A 26,053-nucleotide genomic window follows, 5' to 3' on the forward strand; every position below is an offset into this window, starting at 1 on the left:
GTGTTGGAGAGGGCGGAGGAGAAGGTGGGAGCGCTCGCCCATGGGCTGCGGACCCGGGCGGGGTTGGCGCAGATCGAGCAGATCCTGGGCCGGGCCTGACCGGGCTCGTCCTGCCCGGTCAGGCCCGGACCTGACCGGCCCGGACCTGACCGGGCAGGACGAGCCCGGGCCGGAAGCCCCGGGGCACGGTCCCTACGGGATCGGTACGGCGGTGCCGCTCACCCGCACCCGAGGGTCGCCCTCCCGCAGCGTCACCGCCAGCTCGCCGGGGCGGCCCATGTCGGCGCCCTGGTACAGGGTGAGCGCGGCGGCCGCCGGGACCAGGCCCAGCTCGCGCAGGTACGCCCCGAACGCCGCGGCGGCCGCGCCGGTGGCGGGGTCCTCGACGACGCCGCCCACGGGGAACGGGTCCCGTACGTGGAAGGTGAACTCGGCTTCCCGCCAGACCAGTTGGACGGTCGTCAGGTCGAGCCGGTGCATCAGCGCGGCGAGCCGGTCGAAGTCGTAGTCGAGGTCGGCGAGGCGCTGGCGGGTGGCCGCGGCGAGGACGAGGTGCCGGGCCCCGGCGTAGGCGATGCGGGGCGGCAGGGCCGCGTCGAGGTCGGCGGCCGGCCAGTCGAGGGCGGCCAGCGCCTCGGTGAGGTCCTCGCCGCTGACCTCCTCGATGCGGGGCTCCACGCTCGTGAGGGTCGCGCGCAGCACGTCGCCGGACCGGTCGACGGTGACCGGGACCTCGCCGGCCGGGGTGTGGAACAGGTAGTCGCCGGTGCCCCGGCGCTCCGCGAGGGCGACCGCGGTGGCGACGGTGGCGTGGCCGCAGAACGGGACCTCGGCCTTGGGGCTGAAGTAGCGCACGGTGTGGGCCCGTTCGCCGCTCCCGGGCGGGCCGGGCGTCACGAACGCGGATTCGCTGTAGCCCAGATCGGCGGCGATCTTCAGCATGGCGTCGTCGCCGAGGGCGGAGGCGTCGAGCACGATCCCGGCCGGGTTGCCTCCGGCGGGGCTGGTGGTGAAGGCGGTGTAGCGCAGCACGTCGTCATCGGTCATGCGGGCATTCTCACCCGGCCCCGGGCGTCCGCACCCGAATTTTCACAGCGGCACCAGCCAGGCAGGAGCGGCACCGGCCAGGCAGGAGCGGCACCGGCCAGGCAGGGGCGTGCATGCGGAAGGGGCACCCGCGCGCACGGCGCGGATGCCCCTTCCTCCCCCCCTCGTGGTGGCTCAGTGGCAGCTGACCCCGCCCGAGCCGAGACGGCTCCAGGAGCAGGAGTCGAGCTGCGCGCCGCTCGGCTTGATCAGGCGGGCCTTGTCGCCGGTGTTGTTCCAGACGTACGAGCCACGGCCCCAGTACCGGACGCCGGCGGCGTTGGTGCCCTTGCCGGTGCGGACCTTGACCGTCTTGCCGGCGCCGATCTTGTAGCTGCCGAAGGTGTACGTGTAGCCGGTCGTGTCCTTCAGCTTGTAGCCCTTGAGCTGGACGGCGGCGCGGGAGTTGTTGTGGATGTTCACCCACTCCGCGTTCAGCGAGCTGTTGCTGCCGCGGTCGGAGCCGGGGCTGTCGTACTGGATGTAGCCGAGGTGCAGCCCGCCCTGGTGCGCGGCGGCGGAGGCCGGGGACGCGGCGAGCAGCGAGCCCGCGAGGGCGGCTGCGGCGAGGGCGGCCGGAGCCGCGGAACGTATGCGCAAGATGCACTCCAAATGTGAATTTCTCGTGGAGAGGAGCCGAGCATACGGGCGCGGTGTCCGGTATTGAGGGGGCAGGAACTATTCCGCTTGTGGAGATTTAGATCTCAAGCAAGTGGCTCCGCAAGGCCGGCCCCGAAAGGCCGGCTCGAAAGGCTTATCCGCGGCCGATGAACGGCATGTTCGTGGCAAGAACCGTCGCGAACTGCACATTGGCCTCCAGCGGCAGCTCGGCCATGTGCCGCACCGTGCGGGCCACGTCCGCCACGTCCATCACCGGCTCCGCCGCCAGCTCGCCGTTGGCCTGCGGGATCCCGGCCTGCATGCGCTCGGTCATGTCGGTCGCCGCGTTGCCGATGTCGATCTGCCCGCAGGCGATGCGGTACGGACGGCCGTCCAGCGAGAGCGACTTGGTCAGACCCGTCAGGGCGTGCTTCGTCGCCGTGTACGCGATCGAACGCGGCCGGGGCGTGTGCGCCGAGATGGAGCCGTTGTTGATGATCCGCCCGCCCTGCGGGTCCTGCTCCTTCATCAGCCGGAACGCCGCCTGCGCGCACAGGAAGGCCCCGTTCAGGTTGGTGTCGACCACCTGCCGCCACGCGTCGTACGCCAACTCCTCGACGGGCACGCCGCCGGGGCCGAACGTCCCCGCGTTGTTGAAGAGCAGGTCGAGGCGGCCGAACCGGTCGCGCACGGCGCCGAACAGCGCCGTCACGTCCCCGGGGCTCGACACGTCCGTGCGGACGGTGAGGGAGTCGCCGTCCGGCGCGAGCCCCGCCGTCTCCGCCAGGGCCTCGGTGCGGCGCCCGGCGAGCGCCACGCGCCAGCCACGGCGCAGCAGTTCCAGGGCGACGGCCCGGCCGATGCCGGAGCCGGCGCCGGTGACCACGGCGCTCCTCGGTCCTGCGGTGGTCGTCTGTGCGGTGGGTGTCCCCGCGGTTCGCTGATCGTCCATGGGGCCGCAGCGTACGGGCGGCGCGGGCACCCGGAGATCACCGATCCGCCATGTGGCTGTTGTGTACGCGACAGGCAAGCGTCGTCCCGGCCCGCTCGAATTCCCCTGACAGCACACGACAGGACAGCACACGACAGGACAGCACACGACAGGACGGCGGACGACATCCGCAGTCAGGGGAGGGGCTCCATGTCATACGTTCCGCAGCACACACCTGATCTCCGCGCCGCGGCCCAGCACCTGGGCCGCCGCAGGTTCCTCACCGTCACCGGCGCCGCCGCCGCGCTCGCCTTCGCCACCAACCTCCCCACCGCCGGTGCCGCGGCCGCCGCCGAACTGGACGCCCGCAAGGTCACCAGCGACCCGTTCACCCTCGGCGTCGCCTCCGGCGACCCGCTGCCCGGATCCGTACTGCTCTGGACCCGGCTCGCCCCGAAACCGTACGAGGCCGGCGGCGGCCTGCCCGCCCAGCGCGTCGACGTGCGCTGGGAACTCGCACACGACGAACACTTCAGGCGCGTCGCCCGACGTGGCACCGCCACCGCGCACCCCGAGTTCGACCACTCCGTGCACGTCGAGGTCGAACACCTCGCGCCGGGCCGCGTCTACTACTACCGCTTCCGCGTCGGCGGCTGGGTCAGCGAGACCGGCCGTACGCGCACCGCGCCCGCCGCCTTGGGCCACGTGTCGCAGCTGACGCTGGCCGCCGTCTCCTGCCAGGCGTACCACGACGGCTACTTCACCGCGTACAAGCACCTCGCCGAGGACGACGTCGACGTCGTCTTCCACCTCGGTGACTACCTCTACGAGTACGCGGTCGACTCCGCGGGCGGCGCCCGCAAGTACAGCGACCGCGTCCTGCCCGGCGTCTTCGCCCGGGAGACCGTGACCCTGGAGGACTACCGGCTGCGCTACGCCCTCTACAAGTCGGACCCCGACCTGCGGGCCGCGCACGCCGCGCACCCCTTCGTCGTCACCTGGGACGACCACGAGACCGAGAACAACTACGCCGACGACATCTCCGAGAACGACGACCCGCCGGCCGAGTTCCTGCTGCGCCGCGCCAGCGCCTACCGCGCGTACTGGGAGAACCAGCCGCTGCGCCGCCCCCAGCTGCCGACCGGGCCCGACGCCCAGCTCTACCGCCGCCTCGTCTGGGGCCGGCTCGCCCAGTTCGACATCCTCGACACCCGCCAGTACCGCTCCAACCAGGCCTACGGCGACACCGCCCACGCGCCCGGGCCCGAGTCCGACGACCCGGCGCGCACCATCACGGGCGCCACGCAGGAGCGGTGGCTCATCGACGGCTGGCGCCGCTCGCGCGCCCTGTGGAACGTCGTGCCGCAGCAGGTCACCTTCTCCGAGCGCAGGCTCGACCTGAACGCCGACGCGAAGCTGTCGATGGACTCGTGGGACGGCTACCGGGCCTCCCGGGACCGGGTGCTCGCCGGGGCCAAGGCGGCCCGCGTCGAGAACCTCATGGTCCTCACCGGTGACGTCCACGTCGGGTACGCCTTCGACATCAAGGCCGACTTCGCCGACCCGGCGTCGCGCACCCTCGGCACCGAGATCGTCGCCACCTCCATCGCCTCCGGCAAGGACGGGGCGGAGCGGCCCGCCACCTGGGAGACGTACACCAGGGCCAATCCGCACATGAAGTTCTTCAACGGGCGGCGGGGCTATGTGACCGTGGGGCTCGGGGAGTCCGAGGCGCGGGCCGACTTCAAGACGGTCTCGGCGGTCACCGTCCCGGGGGCCGGCATCACGACGGCGGCGTCCTTCGTCACCGAGGTCGGCGACCAGGGGCTGCGCCCGGCCTGACCGGTATCGACGCCGGGTGCGGCTCTCGTCGTGGCTGGTCGCGCCCACGCGGCGGAGCCGCATGCCCCAGGGGCGCGGGGAACTGCGCGAGAAGCCCCACCGGACCCGCACCCGAAAACGAACCCCCGTCACCGCTCCCCGGGATACCTGACCCCCACAGCGGAGCGCACCGCGTCCAGGGTCCGCATCACCGCGAGCGACGACTCCAACGGCACCAGCGGCGACTCCGTGTCCCCGGCCCGCAGCCGCCCCATGACCTCCAGCGCCTCGTGCCGCATCGAGTCGCGCGGCCCGTCCTCGGGCACGGCCATGAACTCCTCGGGGTCACGGCCGTCCCGGTGCAGGACGAACCGCTCCGGATAGAAGAACCCGGCGGGCACGTCGATCCGGCCCGCGGAGCCCGTCACGGACGCCGTCACCCCCGTACCGGAATTGATCGCGCAGTGCAGCACGGCCTGCGCCCCGCCCGCCCAGGACAGCAGCATCCCGGTCTGCAGGTCCACGCCCTCCGGGGAGAGCTCCGCCCGCGCGCTCACCCCGGACGGTTCGCCGAGCAGCAGCTGCGCGAACGACACCGGGTACACCCCGAGATCCAGGGTCGCACCGCCCCCCTGGGCCGGGTCCCGCAGCCGGTGCGCGGGCGGGAACGGGCCGGCCAGCCCGAAGTCGGCCTGCACGGTGCGGACTTCGCCGATCGCCCCGTCGTCGACCAGGGCCTTGAGGCGCCGGACCATCGGATGGCAGTACATCCACATGGCCTCCATCAGGAAGAGGCCGCGCGAGCGCGCGAGCGTCACCAGCTCCGCGGCCTCGCGCGCGTTCAGCGTGAACGCCTTCTCGCACAGCACCGCGCGCCCCGCCTCCAGACAGAGCCCGGCCGCCTCCCGGTGCGCGGCGTGCGGCGTGGCCACGTAGACCACGTCGACGTCCTCGTCGGCCGCGAGGGAGGCCCAGTCGCCGTAGGCCCGGTCGATCCCGAACCGCTCCGCGAACGCCTTCGCCGACGTCTCGCTCCGGGACGCCACCGCCACCACCTCGGCATCCGGCAGATCCAGCAGCGTCGCCGTGAACGACGCGGCGATCCCACCCGTCGCAAGAATCCCCCACCGCACGCGTTCCCCAGCCATCACTGCCACCTCAGTTGTTGGTTACGACCACTGCGCCGAGCTGAGAGCATAGGTAATCGCACGTACGGCCGGGAGAGACGAAAGGGAACGAGGGGCAACGGGATGGCGGAGAGCGGAAGTACCGGGAGCACCAGGAACGTCGCCGAGCAGGCGCCGCCCGCCCGGGCCGGGACCCCGATCCCCGTACCCAGGGCGGCCGTTCGCACCGGCCTCCTCGTCACCCTGGTGCTCGGCGGCCTGACGGCGGTACCGCCGCTGTCGATGGACATGTACCTCCCGGCGCTGCCCGAGGTCACCGGTGCCCTGCACACCTCCGCCGCCACCGCCCAGCTCACCCTCACCGCCTGCCTGACCGGCATGGCCCTCGGCCAGCTCGTGGTCGGCCCGATGAGCGACAAGTGGGGCCGCCGCAGACCGCTCATGATCGGCCTGTTCGTGTACGTCGCCGCCACCGCGATCTGCGCCTTCGCGCCGGACGCCGCGTTGCTCGTCGCCTTCCGCCTGCTCCAGGGCCTGGCGGGCGCGGCCGGCATCGTGATCGCCCGGGCCGTCGTGCGCGACCTCTACGACGGCGTCGCGATGGCCCGCTTCTTCTCCACCCTGATGCTGATATCCGGCGTCGCCCCGGTCGTCGCGCCCCTCATCGGCGGGCAGATCCTGCGCGTCACCGACTGGCGCGGCGTCTTCGTCGTGCTCACCTTCATCGGCATCGCCCTCACCGCGCTCGTCGGCAGGTTCCTGCCCGAGACGCTGCCGCCCGAGCGGCGGCACTCCGGCGGCACCGTCGAAGCGCTGCGCACCATGCGGTCCCTGCTCGCCGACCGCGTCTTCACCGGGTACATGGTCGCGGGCGGCTTCGCGTTCGCCGCGCTGTTCGCGTACATCAGCGCCTCCCCGTTCGTGATCCAGGAGATCTACGGGGCCTCGCCCCAGACGTTCAGCCTGCTCTTCGGGCTCAACTCGATCGGCCTGATCGCCGTCGGCCAGCTCAACGGCAAGGTCCTCGTCGGCCGCGTCAGCCTCGACAAGGTCCTCACCGTCGGCCTCTCGCTGATCGTCGTCGCCGCCGCCTTCCTGCTCCTCGTCGCCACGGGTGTCTTCGGCGCCCCGCAGGAGCTCGGCGTCGTACCCGTCTCCGCCGGACTCTTCGTGCTGATGGCCTCGATGGGCCTTGCCACCCCCAACACCAACGCCCTCGCGCTGCTGCGCACCCCGCACGCCGCCGGCTCCGCGTCCGCCCTGCTCGGCACCTCCTCCTTCCTGATCGGCGCGGTCGCCTCGCCGCTCGTCGGCATCGCGGGCGAGCGCACGGCCGTACCGATGGCCCTGGTGCAGCTCGTCTGCGGCCTGGCGGCGGTCGTCGCCTTCCTGGCACTGTGCCGCCCCTGGCAGCTCGCGGCCAGGGCGACGGGGGAGGTGACGGGGCGCTGAGCTCCCCACGACTGCGGCCCGGCACCCCCGAGCGGGCCGGCCTGGACACCGGGCAGGTCGCCCGCCTCGTCCACGGGGTGCGTACGCTCCCCGACGGCCCGCGCCCCTGGTGCGCGGGGGCCGTGCTGCTCGCCGGGCGCGGCCCGGTGATCGCCGCCGAGGCCGCCTGCGGCTGGGCGCTGCGGTACACGGCGTACGACGGGACCACGGACCGGGGCGTCGAACTCCCGGCCGCCGCCCGCGTCCCCATGACCCTCGACACGCCCTTCGACCTCGCCTCGCTGACCAAACTGTTCACCACGGTCGCCGCCGTGCAGCAGATCGAGCGCGGCACCCTCGGCATCGACGCGCGGATCGGCGCGTACCTCCCCGAGTTCACCGCCGCCGCGCAAGCCGGGCTCACCGTCCGCCGGCTCCTCACCCACACCTCGGGCCTGCGCCCCGAACTCCCGCTGTACGAGGCCCCGGACGCGGCCGCCCGGCTCGCCCTGCTGCGCGCCGAGGCCCCGTCGTCGAAGCCGGGGGAGTACCGCTACTCCGACCTGAACATGCTGCTGCTCCAGCAGCTCCTGGAGCGCCTCACCGGCCGCCCGCTCGACGTGCTCGTCCGCGAGGGCATCACCCGCCCCCTCGGCATGACCGCCACGTCGTACGGGCCGCGGCCCGGCGCCGCCGCCACCGAGGACCAGCGCCGCCCCTGGGCCAAGGCCGACCGCGGCATGCTGCGCGGCGAGGTGCACGACGAGAACGCCTGGGCGCTCGGCGGCGTCGCGGGCCACGCGGGTCTCTTCTCCACGGCGCACGACCTGGCGGTGCTCTGCCGCACGCTGCTCAACGGCGGCTCGTACGGCACCGCCCGCATCCTCGGCCCCGACTTCGTCGACCTGATGCTGGCGGCGCCGGGGCTCGGCTTCCGCGTCGACGACGCGTCGTTCATGGGCGAGCTGGCGGGCGCCGGGGCGGCCGGACACACCGGTTTCACGGGCACGTCCCTCGTCATGGACCCGGAGACGGACACGTTCCTGGTCCTGCTCGCCAACACGGTCCACCCGCGCCGCCGCCCCGCCGACAGCGCCCCCCGCGCCGCCGCCGCGACCCACCTGGCCCGCGCGGTGACGGGCCCGCCGGGGTCCTAAGGGTAGGGCCGCGCCCTCTAAAATCAACCGGGTGAACGCCCCGACCGACCCCACCGAACCCGCCGACACCCTGCGCTCGGCCCTCGCCGGCCTCCTCGACGGTCTCCCGCCCACGCAGGCGGCCCGCGCCGTGGAGCGGCTCATCGCGAACTACCGGGGCACGACCCCGACCGGGGCGCCGATCCTGCGCGACCGGGCGGATGTCGCGGCGTACGCGGCCTACCGGATGCCGGCCACGTTCGAGGCGGTCCGCTCCGCGCTCGACGCCCTCCGCGACGCGGCCCCGGCCGGCTGGTCGCCCGGCGGCCACGTGGACATCGGCGGCGGGACGGGCGCGGCGGTGTGGGCGGCCCGCGCGGCGCTGCCCGGGTCCCGCCCGACCACGGTCCTGGACTGGTCGGAACCCGCCCTGGCGCTCGGCCGCGAACTGGCCGCAGCCGACGGGCAGTTGGCGAAGTCAGTGTGGTGGGGCCGGGCCCGTATCGGGACGGCGCAGGAGCTGCCCGCGGCCGAGCTGGTCACCATCTCGTACGTGCTGAAGGAGCTCACCGACGCCGACCGGGCGGCGGTCGTCGACGCGGCGGTGCGGGCGGCGCACCCGGAGCGCGGCGCCGTCGTCGTCGTCGAACCCGGCACCCCCGACGGCTACACCCGGATCATCGAGGTCCGCGACCGGCTGATCGCCGCCGGCTTCCACGTCGCGGCCCCCTGCCCGCACAGCGCCCCCTGCCCGATCGCGCCGGGCGAGGACTGGTGCCACTTCTCGGCCCGGGTCAGCCGCTCCTCCCTGCACCGGCAGGTCAAGGGCGGATCGCTGGCGTACGAGGACGAGAAGTTCTCCTACGTCGCCGCCACCCGCTTCCCCCCGGCGCCCGCCGAGGCCCGGGTGATCCGCCGTCCCCAGCTCCGCAAGGGCCAGGTACTCCTGGACCTGTGCGGAGCCGAGGGCGGCCTGACCCGGACGACGGTGACGAAGAAGCACGGGGCGCTGTACAAGGAGGCCCGTGACACGGACTGGGGCGATTCGTGGCACGGGCCGGAGGGACGGCCCCGCTAGCGGAGTTCGAGCGTGCAGCACTTCACGCTCCCGCCCCCCTTCAGCAGCTCCGACAGGTCCATGGCGACGGGCACGAACCCGCGTTCCCTGAGCGGCCCGAAGAGGCCGACGGCGCCCTGCGGGATCACCACGTTCCGCCCGTCCGACACCGAGTTCAGGCCGAAGGCGACCGCGTCGGGCTCGTCGGCGATCAGGGCGTCGGGGAAGAGCCGGCGCAGTACGTCCTGGCTCCCCGCCGAGAACGCGGCCGGGTAGTACATGACGTCGTCCGCGCTGTCGTCGAGGACGGCGAGCGCGGTGTCCAGGTGGTAGAAGCGCGGGTTCACCAGATCGAGCCCGATGACCGGCCGCCCGAAGACCTCCTGCGCCTCCCCGTGCGACAGCGGCGACGCCCGGAACCCGCGCCCCGCCAGCACATAGGAGGCGGTGACGGCGAAGTCCCCCTCGCCCTCGTTGACGTGCACGGGCTCGTGCACCTCGGCGTACCCGTGGGCACGGAACCAGTCGAGGTGGGCGGCGGCCTCCGCCTCCCGCTCCGGGTGGGCGAACCGCGCCCCGAGCACCCGCCCGTCGACCACGGTCGCCCCGTTGGCCGCGAAGACCATGTCGGGCAGTCCGGGCCGCGGGTCGAGCACCTCCACGGTGTGGCCGAGCGCGCGGTACCGGTCGCGCAGCACCTCCCACTGGGCGACGGCGAGCGGGACGTCGACGGGTTTCGCCGGGTCCATCCACGGGTTGATCGAGTAGGTGACCTTGAAGTGCGCCGGTGGGCACATGAGGTAGCGCCGGGGTGTGGCGCACCGTGGGCCGGAGTGCGGATTACGCAATGAGGGCTCCTCACAACCGCAGGGTCTGTTGGGCCCATGGTGCGGTCGGAGGAGCCCTCGGGGATGTGCACCGAACGGGTGGTTCGCGGACCGGATCACGCCCCACGGCCGGCGCCGCCGGTCACGCCCCTCCCGCCCCTTCCGCCCCAGTCCAAGACGGTACGTCTCGCCTCGCCGCTGCTACATTCGAACCATGTCTGACACGTCCAGCCGCGCCCCGAAAAAGACGGCCCCCGACTCGGCCCGCCGCAGCGAGCGCTCGCGCCGTGCGATCTACGACGCCGCCCTCGCCCTGGTCGGCGAGATCGGCTACCCCCGTACGACCATCGAGGGCATCGCCGCCCGCGCCGGCGTCGGCAAGCAGACGATCTACCGCTGGTGGGGGTCGAAGGCCGAGGTCCTCATGGAGGCGTTCCTCGACCTCAACGAGCAGAACGCCAGGACCGCCGCCGAGAAGTACCCCGTCCCCGTCGCCGCGACCGGCCTGCCCGACACCGGCGATCTGGAGACCGACCTCAAGCTGGTGCTGCGCGCCACCATCGACGAGCTCAAGGACCCCCGCTTCGAGGCCCCGGCCCGCGCGCTCGCCGCCGAGGGGGTCGCCGACCACGAGTTCGCCGAGGCGTTCATCACCAGGCTCCTCATGCCCGGGCTCGATCTGTACGCCGCCCGGCTGCGCGCCGCCCAGGACGCGGGCGAGATCCGCGCGGAGGTCGACCCGGCCGTCGCCCGCGACCTGTTCGTCTCGCCGGTCGCCCAGCGCTGGCTCCAGTGCACCGGCCCGCTCGACCACGCGTACGCCGACAAGCTCGTCGAGTACGCCCTCTACGGGATCAGCGCCCGCCCGAAGAAGTCACCGGCGTAGCCGTGAGCAGGCCCGGCGCGTTGGTGATGACCCCGTCGCAGCCGAGCCGCAGTACCCGGTCCCGGTCCCGCGGCGTGTTCACGGTGTGCGCCCACACGCGCGGGACCCCCGAGCGGACGGCCCGCACCAGATCCGCGTCGCGCGCCGCGTAATCCATGTCCAGCACGTCGACGTACCGGGCCCAGAGCTCGGGCCGGTCGGCTCTCATCTGCTGTGCCGAGCGCCACAGTTGGGCGATCAGGCCGAGCCGGTGCGCGCGCTCGGCGACGACCGGGCTGTTGGAGTTGACCAGCACCGAGCGGGTCAGGCCGCGGTCCCGGATCAGCCGGGCGAGCCCGACGAGGCTCGCCGGGTCCTTGGCCTCCAGCATCAGCACGGTCCGGCCGCCGAACCGGTCGAGCACCTCCGCGACCGTCGGCGGCCGCTCCGGGAGCCAGATGCCCGGCAGCGACGGCGCGGGCCGCAGCAGCACGCTCCGCCACTGCGCCCGGTCCAGCGCGTCGACCGGCCCCGCCGAGTAGGTCGTCCGGTCCAGCGTCGGGTCGTGCATCACCACCAGAGTGCCGTCGCGCAGCATCCGCGTATCGAAGTCGAGAACCGGCGCGGTGCCCCGCGCGAACGCCGCCGCCAGCCCCGACATGCTGTTCTCCGGCACCTCCAGGGCGCCGCCGCGGTGCGCGGTGTACGTGATGCGGGGCAGGGACTCCACCACGACCGGCCCGCCGCCCCCTCGCAGCGGGGGCGCGAAGGCCAGAACGGCCAGGGAGAGGGCGCCGGTGAGGCCGACGACCGGCACGGTCCTGGCGGCAAGAGTGACCATGGTGCCCACGGTAGGCCCGCAATTAGGTGTAAATAGGGCAATGACACCCTGTGGCCTCTCCGGAGGCGGGATGGTGGGACCATGGGGGCCCGGGGTCCATCCGGCACCCGGCTCGACGGCGATGGTGTGGCAAGGGGATAGATGGGCGCGGAGCACGGTGACAGCGCACGCTCGGGCCTGGGCAGGTTCGCCCAGTGGCTGAAGTCGGCCAGAGGCCCCAAGGAGACCCGGGCCGACGAGGATCGCGAATCCCTGCTGCTCGCCGCTGCCGCCGCCGGGCTGCCGCTCGCCCCGGCCGCCCACCCCGCCGACTACCGATGTTCCTGCAACCGCGTCGGCTGTCCGACGCCCGGCCGGCACCCCGTCTCCTTCGCCTGGCAGACCCAGTCCACGACCGACCGCGCCCAGGTCGAGCGCTGGGCCCGGCACCAGCCGCAGGCCAACTTCATCACCGCGACCGGCATGGTCCACGACGTCCTGGACGTACCGCTGGAGGCCGGCCGCGAGGCGCTGGAGCGGCTGCTGTCCAGGGGCATCGACGTGGGCCCCGTCGCCGAGTCCGGCGGCGACCGCATGCTCTTCTTCACGGCGACGCGCGGCACGCCCGAGGACGAGGACGAGTGGTGGCCCTGCGAGCTGGACTGCCACCCCGAGACCATGGACGAGCACCCGGGCATGCGCTGGCACTGCCGCGGCTCCTACGTCCTGGTCCCGCCGGCCCGGCTCCCCGCCGGCCGCTCGGTGACGTGGCTGCGCGGCCCCGAGCACCCGCTGCCGGACCCGCTGACCCTGCTGGAGGCGCTCACCGACGCGTGCGCCCGCCACGCGGGAGCGGAGCCGGACTACGAGTCGGCGTGGCCGTAAACCACTCGGGCACGCCACGAATCAAGCCCACCTCATCGATCAAGCCCCTCCGGCACCCCACTCCAGCCCCTCCGGCGTTTGAGGAGCGGGGTCCGGGGCGGAGCCCCGTGGCCCCCATGACAGCCCCGCGCGGCGGCGCAGGACCCGGTCAGGACCCGGTCAGGACCCCTCGGCGTGGGTGATCCCCTCGACCCGGTTCAGCACCCGGACCCCACCCCCGGCGGAGCCCCCCGCAGGGACGAGCGCCGTCTGGTTCGACACGTACCCGTACGTCGCCGCCTGCTTCGCGTCCCCCGTCATCAGCGCCTTCACGCTCGGGCTGATCGCGGGCAGATCGCTGCCGGCGAACGCGGTCTGCTTCTCGTAGCGCCGCGTCGTGAAGAAGACGAGCGCCCCGCCGTCCTCGGTGCGCAGCGCGACGGGCGCGTAGTCGCCGGACGTGAGCGGTTCGTCGATGAACTGGGTGGAGAGGCCGGGGCGCGACTCGTTCTTCTTGCGCGTCGCGCGCCACTCGGAGGTGTACGGCCCCGCCGCGAACCCGGCGCCGCCGTCCCTGAGGTACCCGGTGTACTTCTCGCTCAGGTCGCCCGGCCGCATCGCGAGCCCCTCGGCATCCGGGGTGACGGCCTCGGCCCAGCCGTCCTGGTCCTTCTCGAAGCCGGGGAGGGTGTCGCCGCGGAACAGCGTCAGATAGGAGACCGCCCACGGCTCGTCGACCGAGTCGCGGGTGAAGACCATGACCCAGCGCGACCCGGCGACCCGGTTGTTGGCGCTGTCCGTGACGAACCAGCGCGGCCAGCCGGCCTTCTTCGGGACGGTGAAGTGCGAGTCGGTGAGCTTCAGCGGCGTGTACTTCGGGTTGCCGCCCGGGTTCACCGTGCGGCCCGCCTTCAGCTTGGCCGCGTCGATCGCGCCGAGCGCCCCGGTGACGTACGCGGCGTCGGCGGTCCGCTCGTAGGTCTTGTCCGCCTTGTTGTAGGCGGCGACGAAGGTGTCCAGGGCGCGTGCGGCCTGCGCCTTCGTGGTCGTGGGCACGACTTCGAGCTCCCCGTGCACGGTCACGCAGCCGCTCGCCGTGAGGGACAGCACGACCGCCGCTGCCGCCGCGGCGGCGGGCCTGCCGAGCCCGATCCTGACCTCGCTCATGACGTTGTTCTCACCTTCCCCTTCCCGGGGCCGAACCCTACCGGGAAGAAGAAGCGCCCAACGCCGCGCCCCTGCGGGAGAGCAGCCCCGGCGGGGCGAGGAAGATCGCCAGCGTCGGGATCAAGTACGCGAGCCAGACGACGACTTGGAGGACGGTCGGGTCCGGCTGGAAGTTGAGGACGCCCTTCAGGAGCGTGCCGAGCCAGCCGTCGGGGGCGATCGTGCCGCTGATGTCGAACGCCAGGTGGTTCAGGCCGCCGATGAAGTCGGCCTCCTGCAAGTCGTGGAAGCCGTACGCCAGGACGCCCGCGGCCACGACGACCAGCATGGCGCCGGTCCACGTGAAGAACTTCGCCAGATTGATGCGCAGGGCACCGCGGTAGAACAGCCAGCCGAGCAGCACCGCCGTGGCCAGGCCGAGCAGCGCGCCGGCCACCGGTTCCATCGTGCCGTTGCCGGTGGCGTGCACCGCCGTCCACACGAACAGCGACGTCTCCAGGCCCTCCCGGCCGACGGCGAGGAACGCGGTGACGACCAGCGCGGCCGTGCCCGCCCGCAGCGCCGTGTCCAGCTTGCCGTGCAACTCGCTCTTGAGATGCCGGGCGGTGCGCCGCATCCAGAACACCATCCACGTCACCAGGCCCACGGCGACGACCGACAGCGAACCGCCGAGCGCCTCCTGCGCCTTGAACGTCATCTCCTGCGAGCCGAACTCCAGGGCCGCGCCGAACGCCAGCGCCAGCAGCACGGCGGCGCCGACGCCCAGCCACACGGGCCGCAGGGCGTCCCTGCGGCCCGTCTTCACCAGGTACGCGATGAGGATGCAGACGATGAGGCTCGCTTCCAGCCCCTCGCGCAGCCCGATCAGATAGTTCGCGAACATTCCTCAGGCCCCACTCTCGAAGAGGCCGCGGCCCCACCAGTCCTTGCCGTCCCGCACCCCCGGCGGGACCGCGAACACCGCCGAACCCACGTGCTGGATGTACTCGTTGAGCGCGTCGCTCCCCGCCAGGCTCCGCTGCACCGGGACGAACCCCGTACGCACGTCCTTCTGGTACGCGAGGAAGAACAGCCCGGCGTCAAGCCGGCCCAGGCCGTCGGTGCCGTCGGTGAACGAGTAGCCGCGCCGCAGGATCGTCGCCCCGTGGTTGGAGTCGGGGTGCGCGAGCCGCACGTGCGCGTCCGGTTTCATCGCCTTCAGGAACGGCTCGTCGCGCTCCCCGGCCTTGCCGACCGGCGCGCCCACGCCCTTGTCGCGGCCGAACACGTCCTCCTGCTCCTGGAGCGACGTGCGGTCCCACGTCTCGATGTTCATGCGGATGCGCCGGGCGACGAGATACGAGCCGCCCTTCATCCACCCCTCGTCGGAGACCCACACGTGCTGGTCGAGCCGGTCGGTCTCCGTCCCCGCGATGTTGCGGGTGCCGTCCTTGAAGCCCATCAGGTTGCGCGGGGTCTGCGCGTCCGGCGTCGTCGACGACGTCTTGCCGAAGCCCAGCTGCGACCAGCGGATGGCGACCTTGCCGAAGCCGATGCGGGCCAGGTTGCGGATGGCGTGCACGGCGACCTGCGGATCGTCGGCGCAGGCCTGCACGCACAGATCGCCACCGCTGCGGGCCTTGTCGAGGTTGTCCCCGGGGAACTTCGGCAGCTCCACGAGCGCCTCGGGCCGCCGCCCGGAGATCCCGAACGTCTTCCCGTACGTGTCGAAGAGGGAGGGCCCGAAGCCGATCGTCAGCGTGAGCCGCGCCGCATCGAGGCCGAGCGCCTCGCCGGTGTCGTCCGGCGGTGCCTCGGCGAGGCCGCCGTACGCGCCCTCACCGACCGGGCGTCCCTCGGTCATCAGCGCGGCGGCCTTCGTCCAGTCCTTCAGGAGCTGGACGAACTCCTCGCGGTCGTCCGTCTTCACGTCGAACGCCGCGAAGTGCAGCCGGTCCTGCACGGGCGTCGCGATGCCGGCCTGGTGCGCGCCGTGGAACGGCACCGCCCCGCCCGACTCGGCCGCCGGCTCCATGGTGTCGCTGTCGGACCGGGTCAGCGCGACGGCGCCTCCCGCGGCGGCCGCGCCGAGCGCGAGCCCGGCGCCGCCGACCGTGAGCAGTGCACGCCGGGACGGGGCAGGGGAGTTCTCCGTCATGGCGACGTCCTCTGTGTTCGCTGCCTGTTCCGCGTTGTTCTGTGCCTGTTCCGCGTTCATGCGGCGCCTACTTGACGACCGCGGCGGCCAGCTTCGACAGCGGCTCCGCGAGCGCGTTGACCGCGTCGGACAGCTCCTTGCGGTCGGCCTTGCCGACCTTGTCGTAGGAGGTGAACTCGTACGATTTCGGGTCCTCGCGGTAGGTGTCGAGGAGCTTGTCGAGCGCCGCGAACTGCTTGTCGAGCTCCTTGGTCAGCGCCGCGTCGTTCTCCCGGGCGACCGGCTTCAGCAGGCCGTACGCCTTCTCGGCGCCCTCGACGTTGGCCTTGAAGTCGACGAGGTCGGTGTGCGAGTAGCGCTCCTCCTCGCCGGTGACCTTGCCGGTGGCGACCTCGTCGAGCAGCTCCTTGGCGCCGTTGGCCATCGAGGTCGGGGTGATCTCGGCCTTGCCGACGCGTTGCTGCCAGCTCTTGAGGTCCGTATCGAGCAGACCGGCCAGCTGCTTCTCCCGCGCGCCGATCTTCTTCTCCTGCCACAGCGCCTTCTCCAGGCGGTGCCAGCCGGTCCAGTCCGTCTTCGGGTCCTGGCCCTCCTCCAGCCCGTCCTCGCGCACGTCGACCTTCGGGTCGATGGTGCCGAACGACTCGGCGACCGGCTCGGTGCGCTCCCAGCCGATGCGCGAGGGCGCGTACGCCTTCCTGGCCGCCTGCACGTCGCCGTCGCGGACCGCGTCCGTGAAGGTCTTCACCTTCGGCAGCGTCTCGTCGGCCTGCTCCTGCGCGTACTGGCGGTACGCGGCGACGGCGGCGTCGAGGCGCGGGTCGCGCTTCGCGGCCTTGCCGCCGGTCGCCGTCACGTCCTGGCGGTGGCCCTTGCCCTTCATGCCGGGGATGCAGGCGATGCGGTAGGCACCGCTCTTCACCTCGGCGGTCAGGGTGTGCTTCGTGCCGGGGCCGATGTTCTCGCGCTCGGAGACGATGCGGTCGTCGGGGAAGAGGATCTCGACCTCGGTGACGCGCGAGCCCTTGTTCTCCACGGCCAACTCGACGTGCCCGGACGGGAACCGGGTCTTCGACACCTTGCAGCCGTCGTCGGTGGCGGTCACCTCGACGGCGCCGGACCCGCCCTTGGCGTCGCTCTTCTCGGTGCACCCCGTGACGACGGTCAGGGCTGCCACCGTGGCGACGGCGGTGGCGGCGGAGAGACGTACGGCTCGCATGCGGGCTCCAAGGAAGTACACAGCTGGTACAAAGGCGGCCCTAACTTATATGAGGCTTGCCTTACTGCTACCCGCTCGTCCCGTGATTCACCTCTCACACGAACCGCCTAATCGCGGCAGGGATACGGACGACCCTCGGGCGACCCAGGGAACGGTCAAAGGGTGGTCAAGCGGAGTCCGTCGAAACGCCCTGAGCATGCTTCACTTCCCCCGTGGACCACGACGTACTGCATGTCTTCTGCGGACCCGACGGCCGTCACGGCAACGCGCTCGGCGTCGTACGGGACGGATCCCGCCTCCCGGGCCGGGAGGAACGGCAGGCTTTCGCGGCCGCATCGGGCTTCAGCGAGACCGTCTTCGTCGACGACCCGGAGCGCGGCGTCATCGACATCTACACGCCGACGCTGCGCCTGCCCTTCGCCGGGCACCCCTGCGTCGGCGCCGCCTGGCTGCTCGACGTGGCCGAACTGGTGGTGCCCGCGGGCATCGTCGGGGCCCGCCTCGACGGGGAGTTCAGCTGGGTCGAGGCGCGCCCCGAGTGGGCTCCGCCGCGCACGCTGCGCGAGTACGGATCGGCCGCCGAGGTGGACGCGCTGGCGGTGCCACCGCCGGGGGAGTGGCTGTACGCGTGGGCCTGGGAGGACGAGGCGGCGGGCCGCATCAGGGCCCGCGCCTTCCCCGGCCGCGACGACGGCATCGAGGAGGACGAGGCGACGGGTGCGGCCGCGCTCCTCCTGACGGCCCGCCTGGACCGGGCCCTCAACATCCGCCAGGGCCGCGGCTCCCAGCTCCTGACGGCGCCGCAGCCGGAGGGTTTCGTCGAGGTGGGCGGCCGGGTGCGGCTGCTGGCGTGAGCGTGCCTACGCGGCGGCGGAGAACTCCTCGCCGAGCGCCCGGAACACCGCCGTGTTCAGCGCGAAGGCGGCCTTGCACTCCGCCACCACGCGCTGCTTCTCCAGCTCGTCCACGGCGATGGCGTCGAGCGACTCGCGGTACCGCCGCTTGAACGCGGCCGGATTGCCGACCTCCTCGAACACGTAGAACCGCACGCCGTCGCCCTTGCGCGCGAAGCCCCACGCCCGCTCCGCCCTGTCCCGGATGATCTGGCCGCCGGAGAGGTCGCCCAGGTAGCGCGTGTAGTGGTGGGCCACGTAACCGGCCGGCCAGGACGCGGCGCACTCCGCGACCCGCGCCGCGTACGCCGCCGTGGCCGGCAGCGCCGACGCCTCCTCGCGCCAGCCGGGGCCCCGCAGATGCGTGAGGTCGCGCTCCAGCGCCGGCAGGCGCAGCAGCTCCGGCTGTATGAAGGGGCCCGCGACGGGGTCGTCCGCCAGCCGCTCCGCTCCGCTCTCAAGTGCCGCGTAGACGAACCACAGTTGCTCCGTGTAGCGCGCGAAGGCGTCCACTCCGAGGGCGCCGCCGAGCAGGTCGCCCATGAACGTCGACGTCTCGGCCTCGGTGTGCTGCTCGTGCGAGGCGGTGCGGATCAGAGTGGAGAACGAGGGGTCCATGGGGCCTCCGCCGGCAGGTTCTAGGTAGCTTAGCCTTACCTAAGATAGCAGCGTTCCCGACATCGTGTCGGTAAAAACGTACCCGGTTTCCTGACCGGCGGAACCCCGGACGGCGTACGCGAGGAGCCCGCCCCGGGTCGGGACGGGCTCCTGCGAGGGGCGGTGGCGGGTGCGGCTACGGCAGCGTCAGGATCTCCGTGCCCGTCTCCGTGACCACCAGCGTGTGCTCGAACTGAGCGGTCCGCTTGCGGTCCTTGGTGACGACGGTCCAGCCGTCGGCCCACATGTCGTACTCGTACGTGCCGAGCGTCAGCATCGGCTCGATCGTGAAGGTCATGCCGGGCTGGATCACGGTCGTCGCGTGCGGGCTGTCGTAGTGCGGGACGATGAGCCCCGAGTGGAACGACGAGTTGATGCCGTGCCCGGTGAAGTCACGCACCACGCCGTACCCGAAGCGCTTGGCGTACGACTCGATGACACGGCCGATGATGTTGAGCTGGCGCCCCGGCTTCACGGCCTTGATCGCCCGCTCCAGGGACTCCCGGGTCCGCTCGACGAGCAGCCGCGACTCCTCGTCGACCTCGCCCACCAGGTACGTGGCGTTGTTGTCGCCGTGCACGCCGCCGATGTACGCCGTCACGTCGAGGTTGATGATGTCGCCGTCGCGCAGCACCGTGGAGTCGGGGATGCCGTGGCAGATCACCTCGTTGATGCTTGTGCACAGCGATTTGGGGAAGCCGCGATATCCGAGCGTCGAAGGGTAGGCACCGTGGTCGCACATGTACTCGTGCGCGATCCGGTCCAGCTCGTCGGTGGTGACGCCCGGCGCGATCGCCTTCGCGGCCTCGGCCATCGCCCGCGCGGCGATCCGGCCCGCGACGCGCATCGCCTCGACCGTCTCCGGGGTCTGGACCTCCGGACCCTTGTACGGGGTCGGCGCGGGCTTGCCGACGTACTCGGGGCGCCGGATGTTCCCGGGCACGGAACGGACGGGGGACTGCTCCCCCGGTACGAGGACGGTGGGTGACGACTGCGTCGACTGGCCAGACATGCCAGCGAGTGTAACGAGCGGCCGTGGGGGACCATGGCCCTGAGCGTTCTGAGGAGAGGAGTCGGCCGTGGCCCTGTTCAAGAAGCGGACCGTCGGGAAGCCGGGCGAGTGGTTCTACTGCCTGGAGCACCACAAGGTCGAGGAGGGGCCCGAGTGCCCCGCCAAGGACCGGTTCGGACCGTACGCGACCCGCGGGGAGGCGGAGCGGGCGATGGCCACCGCACGCGAGAAGGACCTCCAGTGGGAGAACGACCCGCGGTGGCACGACGCGTCGGCCCGCGGCGAGGACGACGGGGCGTAGCACCCTGGCCGTCCGGGCCGTCACCAGCGCGGCGGTGGCGGCGCCGTCAGATGGTCCGCCAGCCGGGAGAGGCGGTCACGGAAGCCGCGCCGGCCGCGCGCCGTGTGCCCGCCGTTCTCCCCGGCCGCCGCGCTGACCAGGTGCTGCACCGTGTCGAGGTCGAGGTCGGTGTCGCCGGGCACGGTCAGGTTGTCGTGGGCCATCGCGTGCAGATCCCCGTTGCCCGCGGGCCCGGCGTCGAGGGCGAGGACCGTCGCGCCGGCCCGACGGGCGTCATGCACCCGTTCGAGGAGCGGCGCGCCCACCGCGTCCGGCGCCACCACGAGCAGCGTCTCGCCGCGCCGGGCCGCAGCGAGCCGGCCGAGCCCGACGGCCAGATGCGCCGGGTCGTCGGGGCGCGCCGCGTGCCGGACGAGGGTCGGCGCCAGCTCGGGCGTGCCCGACCAGGCCGCCTCGTCCACCAGATGCGCCGCCAGATGCCACGGCTCGTACGCCGCCGAGCCCACCAGGAGCAGCCCGCCGCCGTGCGCCGACACCGAGGAGCGCAGCGCCCCGGCGAAGCGACGGGTGGCGGCGGGCCACTCGGTCCCGGCGAGGACCTCGCGCAGCAGTGCTACTCGTACGGCGTCCATGGAGCCGCATGGTGCCTCAAGTGACGCCTGCGCCTGGGCCGTTCGCGGGAAGACCGCCCGAACGGGTCGCCTCACGGGCGCGGTCCGTCGGGCTCAGGAGGAGGTGCGCGGCCTCCGGCGCGTATGGGACGATCTCCCTCCGCCGCGTCCCCGTGGCCGCGCTCACCGGCGCCGGAGCGCTGAGTAAGGTCGCTCCATGACTTCCAGTGACAATGCGCAGGACAAGGCAGCGAACGCCCCGAAGGCCCCGGCCAAGGACCCCTGGGACCTGCCCGACGTGTCCGGGCACGTCGTCGGCGTGCTCGGCGGCACCGGGCCGCAGGGCAAGGGCCTCGCCTACCGGTTCGCCCGCGCCGGCCAGAAGGTGATCATCGGCTCCCGCGCCGCCGACCGCGCCGCGGCCGCCGCCGACGAGCTGGGCGAGGGCATCGAGGGCGCCGACAACGCCGAGTGCGCCCGGCGCAGCGACATCGTGATCGTCGCCGTGCCCTGGGAGGGGCACGGGGCGACCCTGGAGGCGCTGCGCGAGGAGCTCGCGGGCAAGCTCGTCATCGACTGCGTCAACCCGCTCGGCTTCGACAAGAAGGGCGCGTACGCGCTCAAGCCCGAGGAGGGCAGCGCCGCCGAGCAGGCCGCCGCCCTGCTGCCGGACTCCCGGGTGACGGCCGCCTTCCACCACCTGTCGGCCGTGCTGCTCGCCGACCCGGAGATCGAGGAGATCGACACCGACGTGATGGTGCTGGGCGAGGCCCGCGCCGACACCGACCTCGTCCAGGCGCTGGCCGGCCGCATCCCCGGCATGCGCGGCGTCTTCGCGGGCCGCCTGCGCAACGCCCACCAGATCGAGTCCCTGGTCGCGAACCTCATCTCGGTCAACCGCCGCTACAAGGCACACGCGGGGCTGCGCATCACGGACCTCTGAGAACTTTCCGTGACCTTCAGGGCGCCTTCCTGCGTCAGTGGGGCATGGGGGACACTGGTCGGCGAACACCGAGCCGTGCCGTATTGGAGCCGACCCCATGCCCCGCATCGCACTCTTCGCCCTCGTCGTCTGCGTCCTCGCCGTCGCGGCGGCGGTGGTCTCCTTCGTCGAGGGCAGCCTCCTCGGGATCGTGTGGGTCCTCATCGCGGGCATCACGTCGAACATGACGTGGTTCTACGTGCGCAGGGCCAAGGCCGAGCGGGCGCGGCGGCCGGGCACGACTACGGCTGTGTGAAGGTCTGGATCTGCGGGGTGCCGTCCCAGAACTGGTAGAACTGGCGCCCCCAGTACGTGTCCCACTCGTTCACGCCGAGCCCGCGCAGCACCGCGTCCACCGCGTCGAAGAAGTACTCGTTGACCGTGGGGAGCCACAGGACGGCGAAGACGGCCAGCAGACCGAACGGCGCGAACGGCTCCACCTGCCGCCTGACCTTGTACGACAGCCAGGGCTCGATCACCCCGTACCCGTCGAGTCCCGGCACCGGCAGGAAGTTCAGGATCGCGGCCGTCACCTGCAACAGCGCCAGGAACCCGAGCGCGTAGCGGAACGTGTCCGGCACCCCGTCCAGCGCGTGCAGCCAGAACGGGGCCGTGCAGACGACCGCGAACAGCACGTTCGTCAGCGGGCCCGCCGCCGAGATGAGGCTGTGCCTCCAGCGGCCCTGGATACGGCCCCGCTCGATGAAGACCGCGCCGCCCGGCAGACCGATCCCGCCCATGATCACGAAGATGACGGGGAGCACGATGCTGAGCAGGGCATGGGTGTACTTCAGCGGGTTGAGGGTCAGATAGCCCTTCTCGCCGATCGAGAGGTCGCCGCTGTGCAGGGCCGTGCGCGCGTGGGCGTACTCGTGCAGGCACAGCGAGACGATCCACGCCGCCGTCACGAAGAGGAACACGGCGAAGCCGGGCTGTGAGGCGTAGTCCGTCCACACCGCCCAGCCGGACACGGCCGCGACCGCGACGATGCCGAGGAAGACGGGGCTGATCCGGCTGTCGCCGCGTCGGGATGTGGCGGTGGTCATGGGGCGGAGCTCCCGGGGGTCGCTGGTCTGGGGCGTCACCGAACGTACCCGCCCCGCACGGGGAACGTGGAGCGGTGCGCCCGTAGTTCCGGGCGCCGGAGCGGGTCCGCCGCGTCCCCGGCGTCCCGTCCGCGGGACAGCGGGGACAATGGGGCCCGTGCGCTACCGCATCCTCGGCACCACTCAGGCACTCTCCGACGACGGCACGGCCGTCCCCGTCGGCGGGGCGCGGCTGCGCGCCCTGCTCACCGTGCTCGCCCTGCGGCCCGGCCGGCCCGTGCCGACCGGCCTGCTCGTCGACGAGGTGTGGGGCGCCGAGCCACCGGCCGACGCGCCGGGCGCGCTCCAGGCCCTCGTGGGGCGGCTGCGGCGGGCGCTCGGCGCCGACGCGATCGTCTCCGTGGACGGCGGGTACCGGCTCACCGCCTCGGGCGACGACATCGACCTGTTCCGGTTCGAGCGGCTCACCGCCGACGGCGCCCGCGCCCTCACGGACGGCGATCCGGCGAAGGCCGCCGACCTGCTCGACGAGGCGCTCGCCCTGTGGCGCGGGCCCGCCCTCGCCGACCTCCCCGACCGCACCGCCGACGCCGCCCGCTGGGACACCCGCCACCTCGACGCGCGCCGCACCCGGCTCGCCGCCCGGCTCGCGCTCGGCGAGGCCGAGGAGGCGCTGGCGGAGCTGACCGCCCTGTGCGACGCCCACCCGCTGGACGAACCGCTCCAGGCGCTGCGGCTGCGGGCGCTGCGCGAGGCGGGCCGGACGGCCGAGGCGCTGGCCGCCTACGAGGAGGTGCGGCGCGGGATCGCGGACCGGCTCGGCACGGACCCGGGGCCCGGACTGCGCGCCCTGCACGAGGAGTTGCTGGAGCCCGCCGCCCTGCCCGGGAGCGCCGGGCCCCGGCCGGGCGACCCGGCCCCGGAGCCCGGCAACCTCAGGGCCCGCCTCACCTCGTTCGTGGGGCGCGGCGACGACATCGGCGCCATCCGGGCGGAGCTCGGCCGCGTCCGCCTGGTCACGCTGCTGGGGCCGGGCGGCGCCGGCAAGACCCGCCTGTCGCAGGAGGCGGCGGAAGGGCTGGCCGGCTCGGCGCCGGACGGCGTCTGGCTGGCCGAACTCGCCCCCGTCGGAGACCCGGACGCCGTACCGGAGGCCGTGGTCAGCGCGATCGGCGCGCGCGAGACGGTGCTGCGCGGCGCCGGCGCGGAGGAGCTGCGCCTCGTCGGCGAGCGGCAGGGCGACGATCCGCTCGTCCGGCTCGTCGAGCACTGCGCGGACCGCCGGATGCTGGTCATCCTCGACAACTGCGAACACGTCATCGGCGCCGCCGCCGCCCTCGCCGAGCATCTGCTGGCCCGCTGCCCCGGCGTCACCGTGCTCGCCACCAGCCGCGAACCCCTCGGTGTACCGGGCGAGTTGCTGTACGCGGTCGAGCCGCTGCCCGAGCCGTACGCGCTGCGTCTCTTCGGGGAGCGGGGCGCCGCGGTGCGGCCCGGGTTCACCGTCGGGCACTCCGCCGAGACCGCCGCGGCCGTCGAGGAGATCTGCCGCCGCCTGGACGGGCTGCCGCTCGCCATCGAGCTGGCCGCCGCCCGGCTGCGGATGCTCACCCCGCGCCAGATCGCCGACCGGCTCGACGACCGGTTCCGGCTGCTGACCTCCGGCGCCCGCACCGCGCTGCCCCGTCAACAGACGCTGCGGGCCGTCGTCGACTGGTCCTGGGACCTCCTTGAGGCGCCCGAGCGCTCCGTCCTCGCCCGTCTCTCCGTCTTCAGCGGCGGCTGCGACCTGGCCGCCGCGGAGGCCGTGTGCGGCCCCGACACGCTGGAGGTGCTCGCCTCCCTCGTCGACAAGTCGCTCGTCGTCGCCGCGCCCGACGGCGACGACGGGGCGATGCGCTACCGGCTCCTGGAGACCGTCGCCGAGTACGCGGGCGACCGCCTCGACGAGGCCGGTGACCGCGCCGGCGCCGAACGGGCCCACCTCACGTACTTCCGTGAACTCGCCCGCACCACCGACCCGTTGCTGCGCGGCCACGGGCAGCGCGCGGCCGTCGCCCGCATCGAGCGTGACTACGAGAACCTGCGCACCGCCCTGCGCCACGCCGTCGCGGCCCGCGACGAGCAGGAGGCGCTCAGCCTCGTCCTGTCGCTGGCCTGGTTCTGGCAGATGCGCGACCTGCGCGGCGAGGCCCGCTCCTGGACGCGGGAGACCGCGGCGCTCGGCCCCGACCCGTTCGCGGGACCGGCGCGCCCCGCCCCGCCGGTGTACCAGCGCTGCACCGACACCCCGCCGCCGCTCACCGGCGAACTGCTGGAGGAGGCCCGCCGCCAGGTCCACATCGCCGGCCTCGGCTACATGGACATGGAGATGGCCAGGTGGCAGTCGCCCGAGGGGCAGGCGAGGCTGCGCGTCATCCGCGAGTCCTACCGTGCCGACCTGCCTCAGGCCTGCCGCCCGCCGGGAAACATCTGGTACTTCGCGGTCTTGCTGACCGGCGATCTCGACCTCATGCATGACCTCACCGACGTGACCGTGCGCACTTGCCGCGCCCTCGGCTACGAGTGGGAACTCGCGCTCGTCCTCCAGCTGCGGGCCAACATGCTGGCCAACAGCGGCGTCACGGCGGCCCGCGGCTGCGAGGACGCCGACGAGGCCCTGGCCCTGTTCACCCGGCTCGGCGACGAATGGGGCGTCGCCGAGGCGCTGTCCGCGCGCGGCGAGAACCACGAGAAGCTCGGCAGGTACGCGGAGTCCGCCGCGGACTACACCCGCGCCCGGGGCGTCGCCGAGAGCATGGGCGCCCACGCGCAGGCCACGATCCTCCAGGTCAGGCTCGGCCAGGTGTACATCGAGCAGGGCGAGGGCGAGCGCGGCGAACAGCTGCTGCGCGAGGCCCTCCACACCAGCAGGCGGCACACGAACGAGGCCCGGCCCGCCGCCCGGATGTTCCTCGTCGGCCGGCTCGCGAGCACCGGCCGCACCGCCGAGGCGCGGGAGCACCTCGCGGCGCTGAACAGCGAGTTCAAGGTGGCGGAGATCGTCTTCTTCTTCGGCATGAGCGCCGGGATGGAAGCGATGCTCGACGCCATCGACGGTCGTACCGAGCACGCCGTGGCGGGTGCGGCGAAGGCCCTGGCACTCGCGAGGGACCCGCTGGCCTCGGTGATCACGCCGAATCTGGCGGCGCTGCACCTGCTCACCGCGGCGCGCGGGGTCGTGCAGCGCGGCGGCCCCGGCGACGCGGACCTCGCCGCGCGGCTCGTCGGCGCGTCCGACGCCGCGCTGCCCGCCGGGCACCACCGGTCCTCGATGGAGCGCCTGTGGCGGTCGGACACCGAGGCGGCGGTGCGGGCGCCGCTCGACGACGACGCGTACGAGCGGGCGTACGCCGAGGGCGGCGGCCTCTCCGTGGAGGAGGCCACCGCCCTGCTGTGACGCGAACCGGCCGGCGCACCCGCC

The 26,053-nt window shown here is 73.1% G+C and carries 25 protein-coding genes; 11 read left to right on the forward strand and 14 right to left on the reverse strand.

The features are described from left to right. Positions 1-192: 192 nt before the first annotated feature. From ACZ45E_RS32360 to ACZ45E_RS32370, 3 genes are all read right to left on the reverse strand, one after another. Positions 193-1,047: a PhzF family phenazine biosynthesis protein gene (locus ACZ45E_RS32360; protein WP_468227677.1), complete on the reverse strand. Its 855-nt coding sequence runs from the start codon at positions 1,045-1,047 to the stop codon at positions 193-195. Between the two features lie 174 nt (positions 1,048-1,221). Continuing rightward, on the reverse strand, positions 1,222-1,686 hold the full coding sequence (locus ACZ45E_RS32365) for a lamin tail domain-containing protein (RefSeq protein WP_468227680.1): 465 nt from the start codon (positions 1,684-1,686) through the stop codon (positions 1,222-1,224). A 154-nt stretch (positions 1,687-1,840) separates the two neighbouring features. After that, positions 1,841-2,638 (reverse strand): SDR family oxidoreductase, encoded by a 798-nt coding sequence (locus ACZ45E_RS32370; protein ID WP_468227682.1) that lies wholly within the window; start codon positions 2,636-2,638, stop codon positions 1,841-1,843. Positions 2,639-2,827: 189 nt separating this feature from the next. Between ACZ45E_RS32370 and ACZ45E_RS32375 the strand changes: the two genes are divergently transcribed. Continuing rightward, the gene (locus ACZ45E_RS32375) at positions 2,828-4,459 is read left to right on the forward strand and encodes an alkaline phosphatase D family protein (RefSeq protein ID WP_468227685.1); all 1,632 of its coding nucleotides are present in this window, start codon (positions 2,828-2,830) and stop codon (positions 4,457-4,459) included. Positions 4,460-4,587: 128 nt separating this feature from the next. Here the strand turns inward: ACZ45E_RS32375 and ACZ45E_RS32380 are convergent, their stop codons facing one another. Then, a complete protein-coding gene (locus tag ACZ45E_RS32380) occupies positions 4,588-5,586 on the reverse strand; it encodes a Gfo/Idh/MocA family protein (RefSeq protein ID WP_468227688.1) in 999 nt (332 codons plus the stop codon). A 102-nt stretch (positions 5,587-5,688) separates the two neighbouring features. Here ACZ45E_RS32380 and ACZ45E_RS32385 point away from each other — a divergent pair, with 102 nt between their 5' ends. Genes ACZ45E_RS32385 through ACZ45E_RS32395 form a run of 3 tightly spaced genes read left to right on the forward strand, consistent with a single transcriptional unit; the run spans position 5,689 to position 9,210 of the window. After that, on the forward strand, positions 5,689-7,017 hold the full coding sequence (locus tag ACZ45E_RS32385; protein ID WP_468227691.1) for a multidrug effflux MFS transporter: 1,329 nt from the start codon (positions 5,689-5,691) through the stop codon (positions 7,015-7,017). Next, entirely contained in the window at positions 6,963-8,153 is a 1,191-nt protein-coding gene (locus tag ACZ45E_RS32390; protein WP_468227693.1) for a serine hydrolase domain-containing protein, read from the forward strand. The genes ACZ45E_RS32385 and ACZ45E_RS32390 overlap by 55 nt, the downstream gene beginning before the upstream one ends. Positions 8,154-8,184: 31 nt before the next feature. After that, positions 8,185-9,210 (forward strand): small ribosomal subunit Rsm22 family protein, encoded by a 1,026-nt coding sequence (locus ACZ45E_RS32395; RefSeq protein ID WP_468227696.1) that lies wholly within the window; start codon positions 8,185-8,187, stop codon positions 9,208-9,210. Here ACZ45E_RS32395 and ddaH read toward each other — a convergent pair. Continuing rightward, on the reverse strand, positions 9,207-10,037 hold the full coding sequence (gene ddaH, locus ACZ45E_RS32400; RefSeq protein WP_468227699.1) for a dimethylargininase: 831 nt from the start codon (positions 10,035-10,037) through the stop codon (positions 9,207-9,209). The two genes, ACZ45E_RS32395 and ddaH, sit on opposite strands and share 4 nt — an antisense overlap. A gap of 193 nt (positions 10,038-10,230) precedes the next feature. Between ddaH and ACZ45E_RS32405 the strand changes: the two genes are divergently transcribed. Next, positions 10,231-10,902: a TetR/AcrR family transcriptional regulator gene (locus tag ACZ45E_RS32405; RefSeq protein WP_468227702.1), complete on the forward strand. Its 672-nt coding sequence runs from the start codon at positions 10,231-10,233 to the stop codon at positions 10,900-10,902. On the opposite strand, the gene ACZ45E_RS32410 is transcribed toward ACZ45E_RS32405, so the two are convergent. Next, positions 10,871-11,722, reverse strand: coding sequence for a glycerophosphodiester phosphodiesterase (locus ACZ45E_RS32410; protein ID WP_468227705.1), 852 nt, complete (start codon positions 11,720-11,722; stop codon positions 10,871-10,873). The genes ACZ45E_RS32405 and ACZ45E_RS32410 overlap by 32 nt on opposite strands. A 141-nt stretch (positions 11,723-11,863) precedes the next feature. Here ACZ45E_RS32410 and ACZ45E_RS32415 point away from each other — a divergent pair, with 141 nt between their 5' ends. Beyond that, the gene (locus ACZ45E_RS32415) at positions 11,864-12,586 is read left to right on the forward strand and encodes a bifunctional DNA primase/polymerase (protein WP_468227708.1); all 723 of its coding nucleotides are present in this window, start codon (positions 11,864-11,866) and stop codon (positions 12,584-12,586) included. A gap of 159 nt (positions 12,587-12,745) precedes the next feature. Here ACZ45E_RS32415 and ACZ45E_RS32420 read toward each other — a convergent pair whose 3' ends face one another. The 4 genes from ACZ45E_RS32420 to efeO form a co-directional block, all read right to left on the reverse strand. Continuing rightward, on the reverse strand, positions 12,746-13,732 hold the full coding sequence (locus ACZ45E_RS32420) for an SCO2278 family lipoprotein (protein ID WP_468227710.1): 987 nt from the start codon (positions 13,730-13,732) through the stop codon (positions 12,746-12,748). 37 nt (positions 13,733-13,769) lie between these two features. Further along, positions 13,770-14,615, reverse strand: coding sequence for an iron uptake transporter permease EfeU (gene efeU / locus ACZ45E_RS32425; RefSeq protein WP_468227713.1), 846 nt, complete (start codon positions 14,613-14,615; stop codon positions 13,770-13,772). Positions 14,616-14,618: 3 nt separating this feature from the next. Next, positions 14,619-15,869: an iron uptake transporter deferrochelatase/peroxidase subunit gene (gene efeB / locus ACZ45E_RS32430; RefSeq protein ID WP_468227975.1), complete on the reverse strand. Its 1,251-nt coding sequence runs from the start codon at positions 15,867-15,869 to the stop codon at positions 14,619-14,621. Between the two features lie 67 nt (positions 15,870-15,936). Further along, positions 15,937-17,088, reverse strand: a complete 1,152-nt coding sequence (efeO, locus tag ACZ45E_RS32435; protein WP_468227716.1) for an iron uptake system protein EfeO — start codon at positions 17,086-17,088, stop codon at positions 15,937-15,939. Positions 17,089-17,300: 212 nt separating this feature from the next. On the opposite strand from efeO, the gene ACZ45E_RS32440 reads away from it, so the two are divergent. Continuing rightward, complete coding sequence (locus tag ACZ45E_RS32440) at positions 17,301-17,942, forward strand: PhzF family phenazine biosynthesis protein (RefSeq protein ID WP_468227719.1); 642 nt, start codon at positions 17,301-17,303, stop codon at positions 17,940-17,942. Positions 17,943-17,948: 6 nt separating this feature from the next. Here the strand turns inward: ACZ45E_RS32440 and ACZ45E_RS32445 are convergent, their stop codons facing one another. Beyond that, positions 17,949-18,599 carry a biliverdin-producing heme oxygenase gene (locus ACZ45E_RS32445; RefSeq protein ID WP_468227721.1) on the reverse strand — a complete coding sequence of 217 codons (651 nt, stop codon included), beginning with the start codon at positions 18,597-18,599 and terminating at the stop codon, positions 17,949-17,951. 175 nt (positions 18,600-18,774) lie between these two features. Continuing rightward, positions 18,775-19,650: a type I methionyl aminopeptidase gene (map, locus tag ACZ45E_RS32450; protein ID WP_468227724.1), complete on the reverse strand. Its 876-nt coding sequence runs from the start codon at positions 19,648-19,650 to the stop codon at positions 18,775-18,777. Between the two features lie 67 nt (positions 19,651-19,717). Between map and ACZ45E_RS32455 the strand changes: the two genes are divergently transcribed. After that, entirely contained in the window at positions 19,718-19,951 is a 234-nt protein-coding gene (locus ACZ45E_RS32455) for a hypothetical protein (protein WP_468227728.1), read from the forward strand. A gap of 20 nt (positions 19,952-19,971) precedes the next feature. On the opposite strand, the gene ACZ45E_RS32460 is transcribed toward ACZ45E_RS32455, so the two are convergent. Then, the gene (locus ACZ45E_RS32460; protein WP_468227731.1) at positions 19,972-20,583 is read right to left on the reverse strand and encodes a hypothetical protein; all 612 of its coding nucleotides are present in this window, start codon (positions 20,581-20,583) and stop codon (positions 19,972-19,974) included. Positions 20,584-20,779: 196 nt separating this feature from the next. On the opposite strand from ACZ45E_RS32460, the gene npdG reads away from it, so the two are divergent. Next, complete coding sequence (gene npdG, locus ACZ45E_RS32465; RefSeq protein WP_468227734.1) at positions 20,780-21,505, forward strand: NADPH-dependent F420 reductase; 726 nt, start codon at positions 20,780-20,782, stop codon at positions 21,503-21,505. A 97-nt stretch (positions 21,506-21,602) separates the two neighbouring features. Beyond that, entirely contained in the window at positions 21,603-21,800 is a 198-nt protein-coding gene (locus ACZ45E_RS32470; protein ID WP_468227736.1) for a hypothetical protein, read from the forward strand. Here ACZ45E_RS32470 and ACZ45E_RS32475 read toward each other — a convergent pair. Further along, complete coding sequence (locus ACZ45E_RS32475) at positions 21,787-22,590, reverse strand: site-2 protease family protein (RefSeq protein WP_468227739.1); 804 nt, start codon at positions 22,588-22,590, stop codon at positions 21,787-21,789. The genes ACZ45E_RS32470 and ACZ45E_RS32475 overlap by 14 nt on opposite strands. Before the next feature lie 148 nt (positions 22,591-22,738). Between ACZ45E_RS32475 and ACZ45E_RS32480 the strand changes: the two genes are divergently transcribed. After that, positions 22,739-26,029 carry an AfsR/SARP family transcriptional regulator gene (locus tag ACZ45E_RS32480; RefSeq protein ID WP_468227742.1) on the forward strand — a complete coding sequence of 1,097 codons (3,291 nt, stop codon included), beginning with the start codon at positions 22,739-22,741 and terminating at the stop codon, positions 26,027-26,029. Positions 26,030-26,053 lie beyond the last annotated feature (24 nt).

This window comes from Streptomyces sp. NPDC030991 (assembly GCF_055571235.1).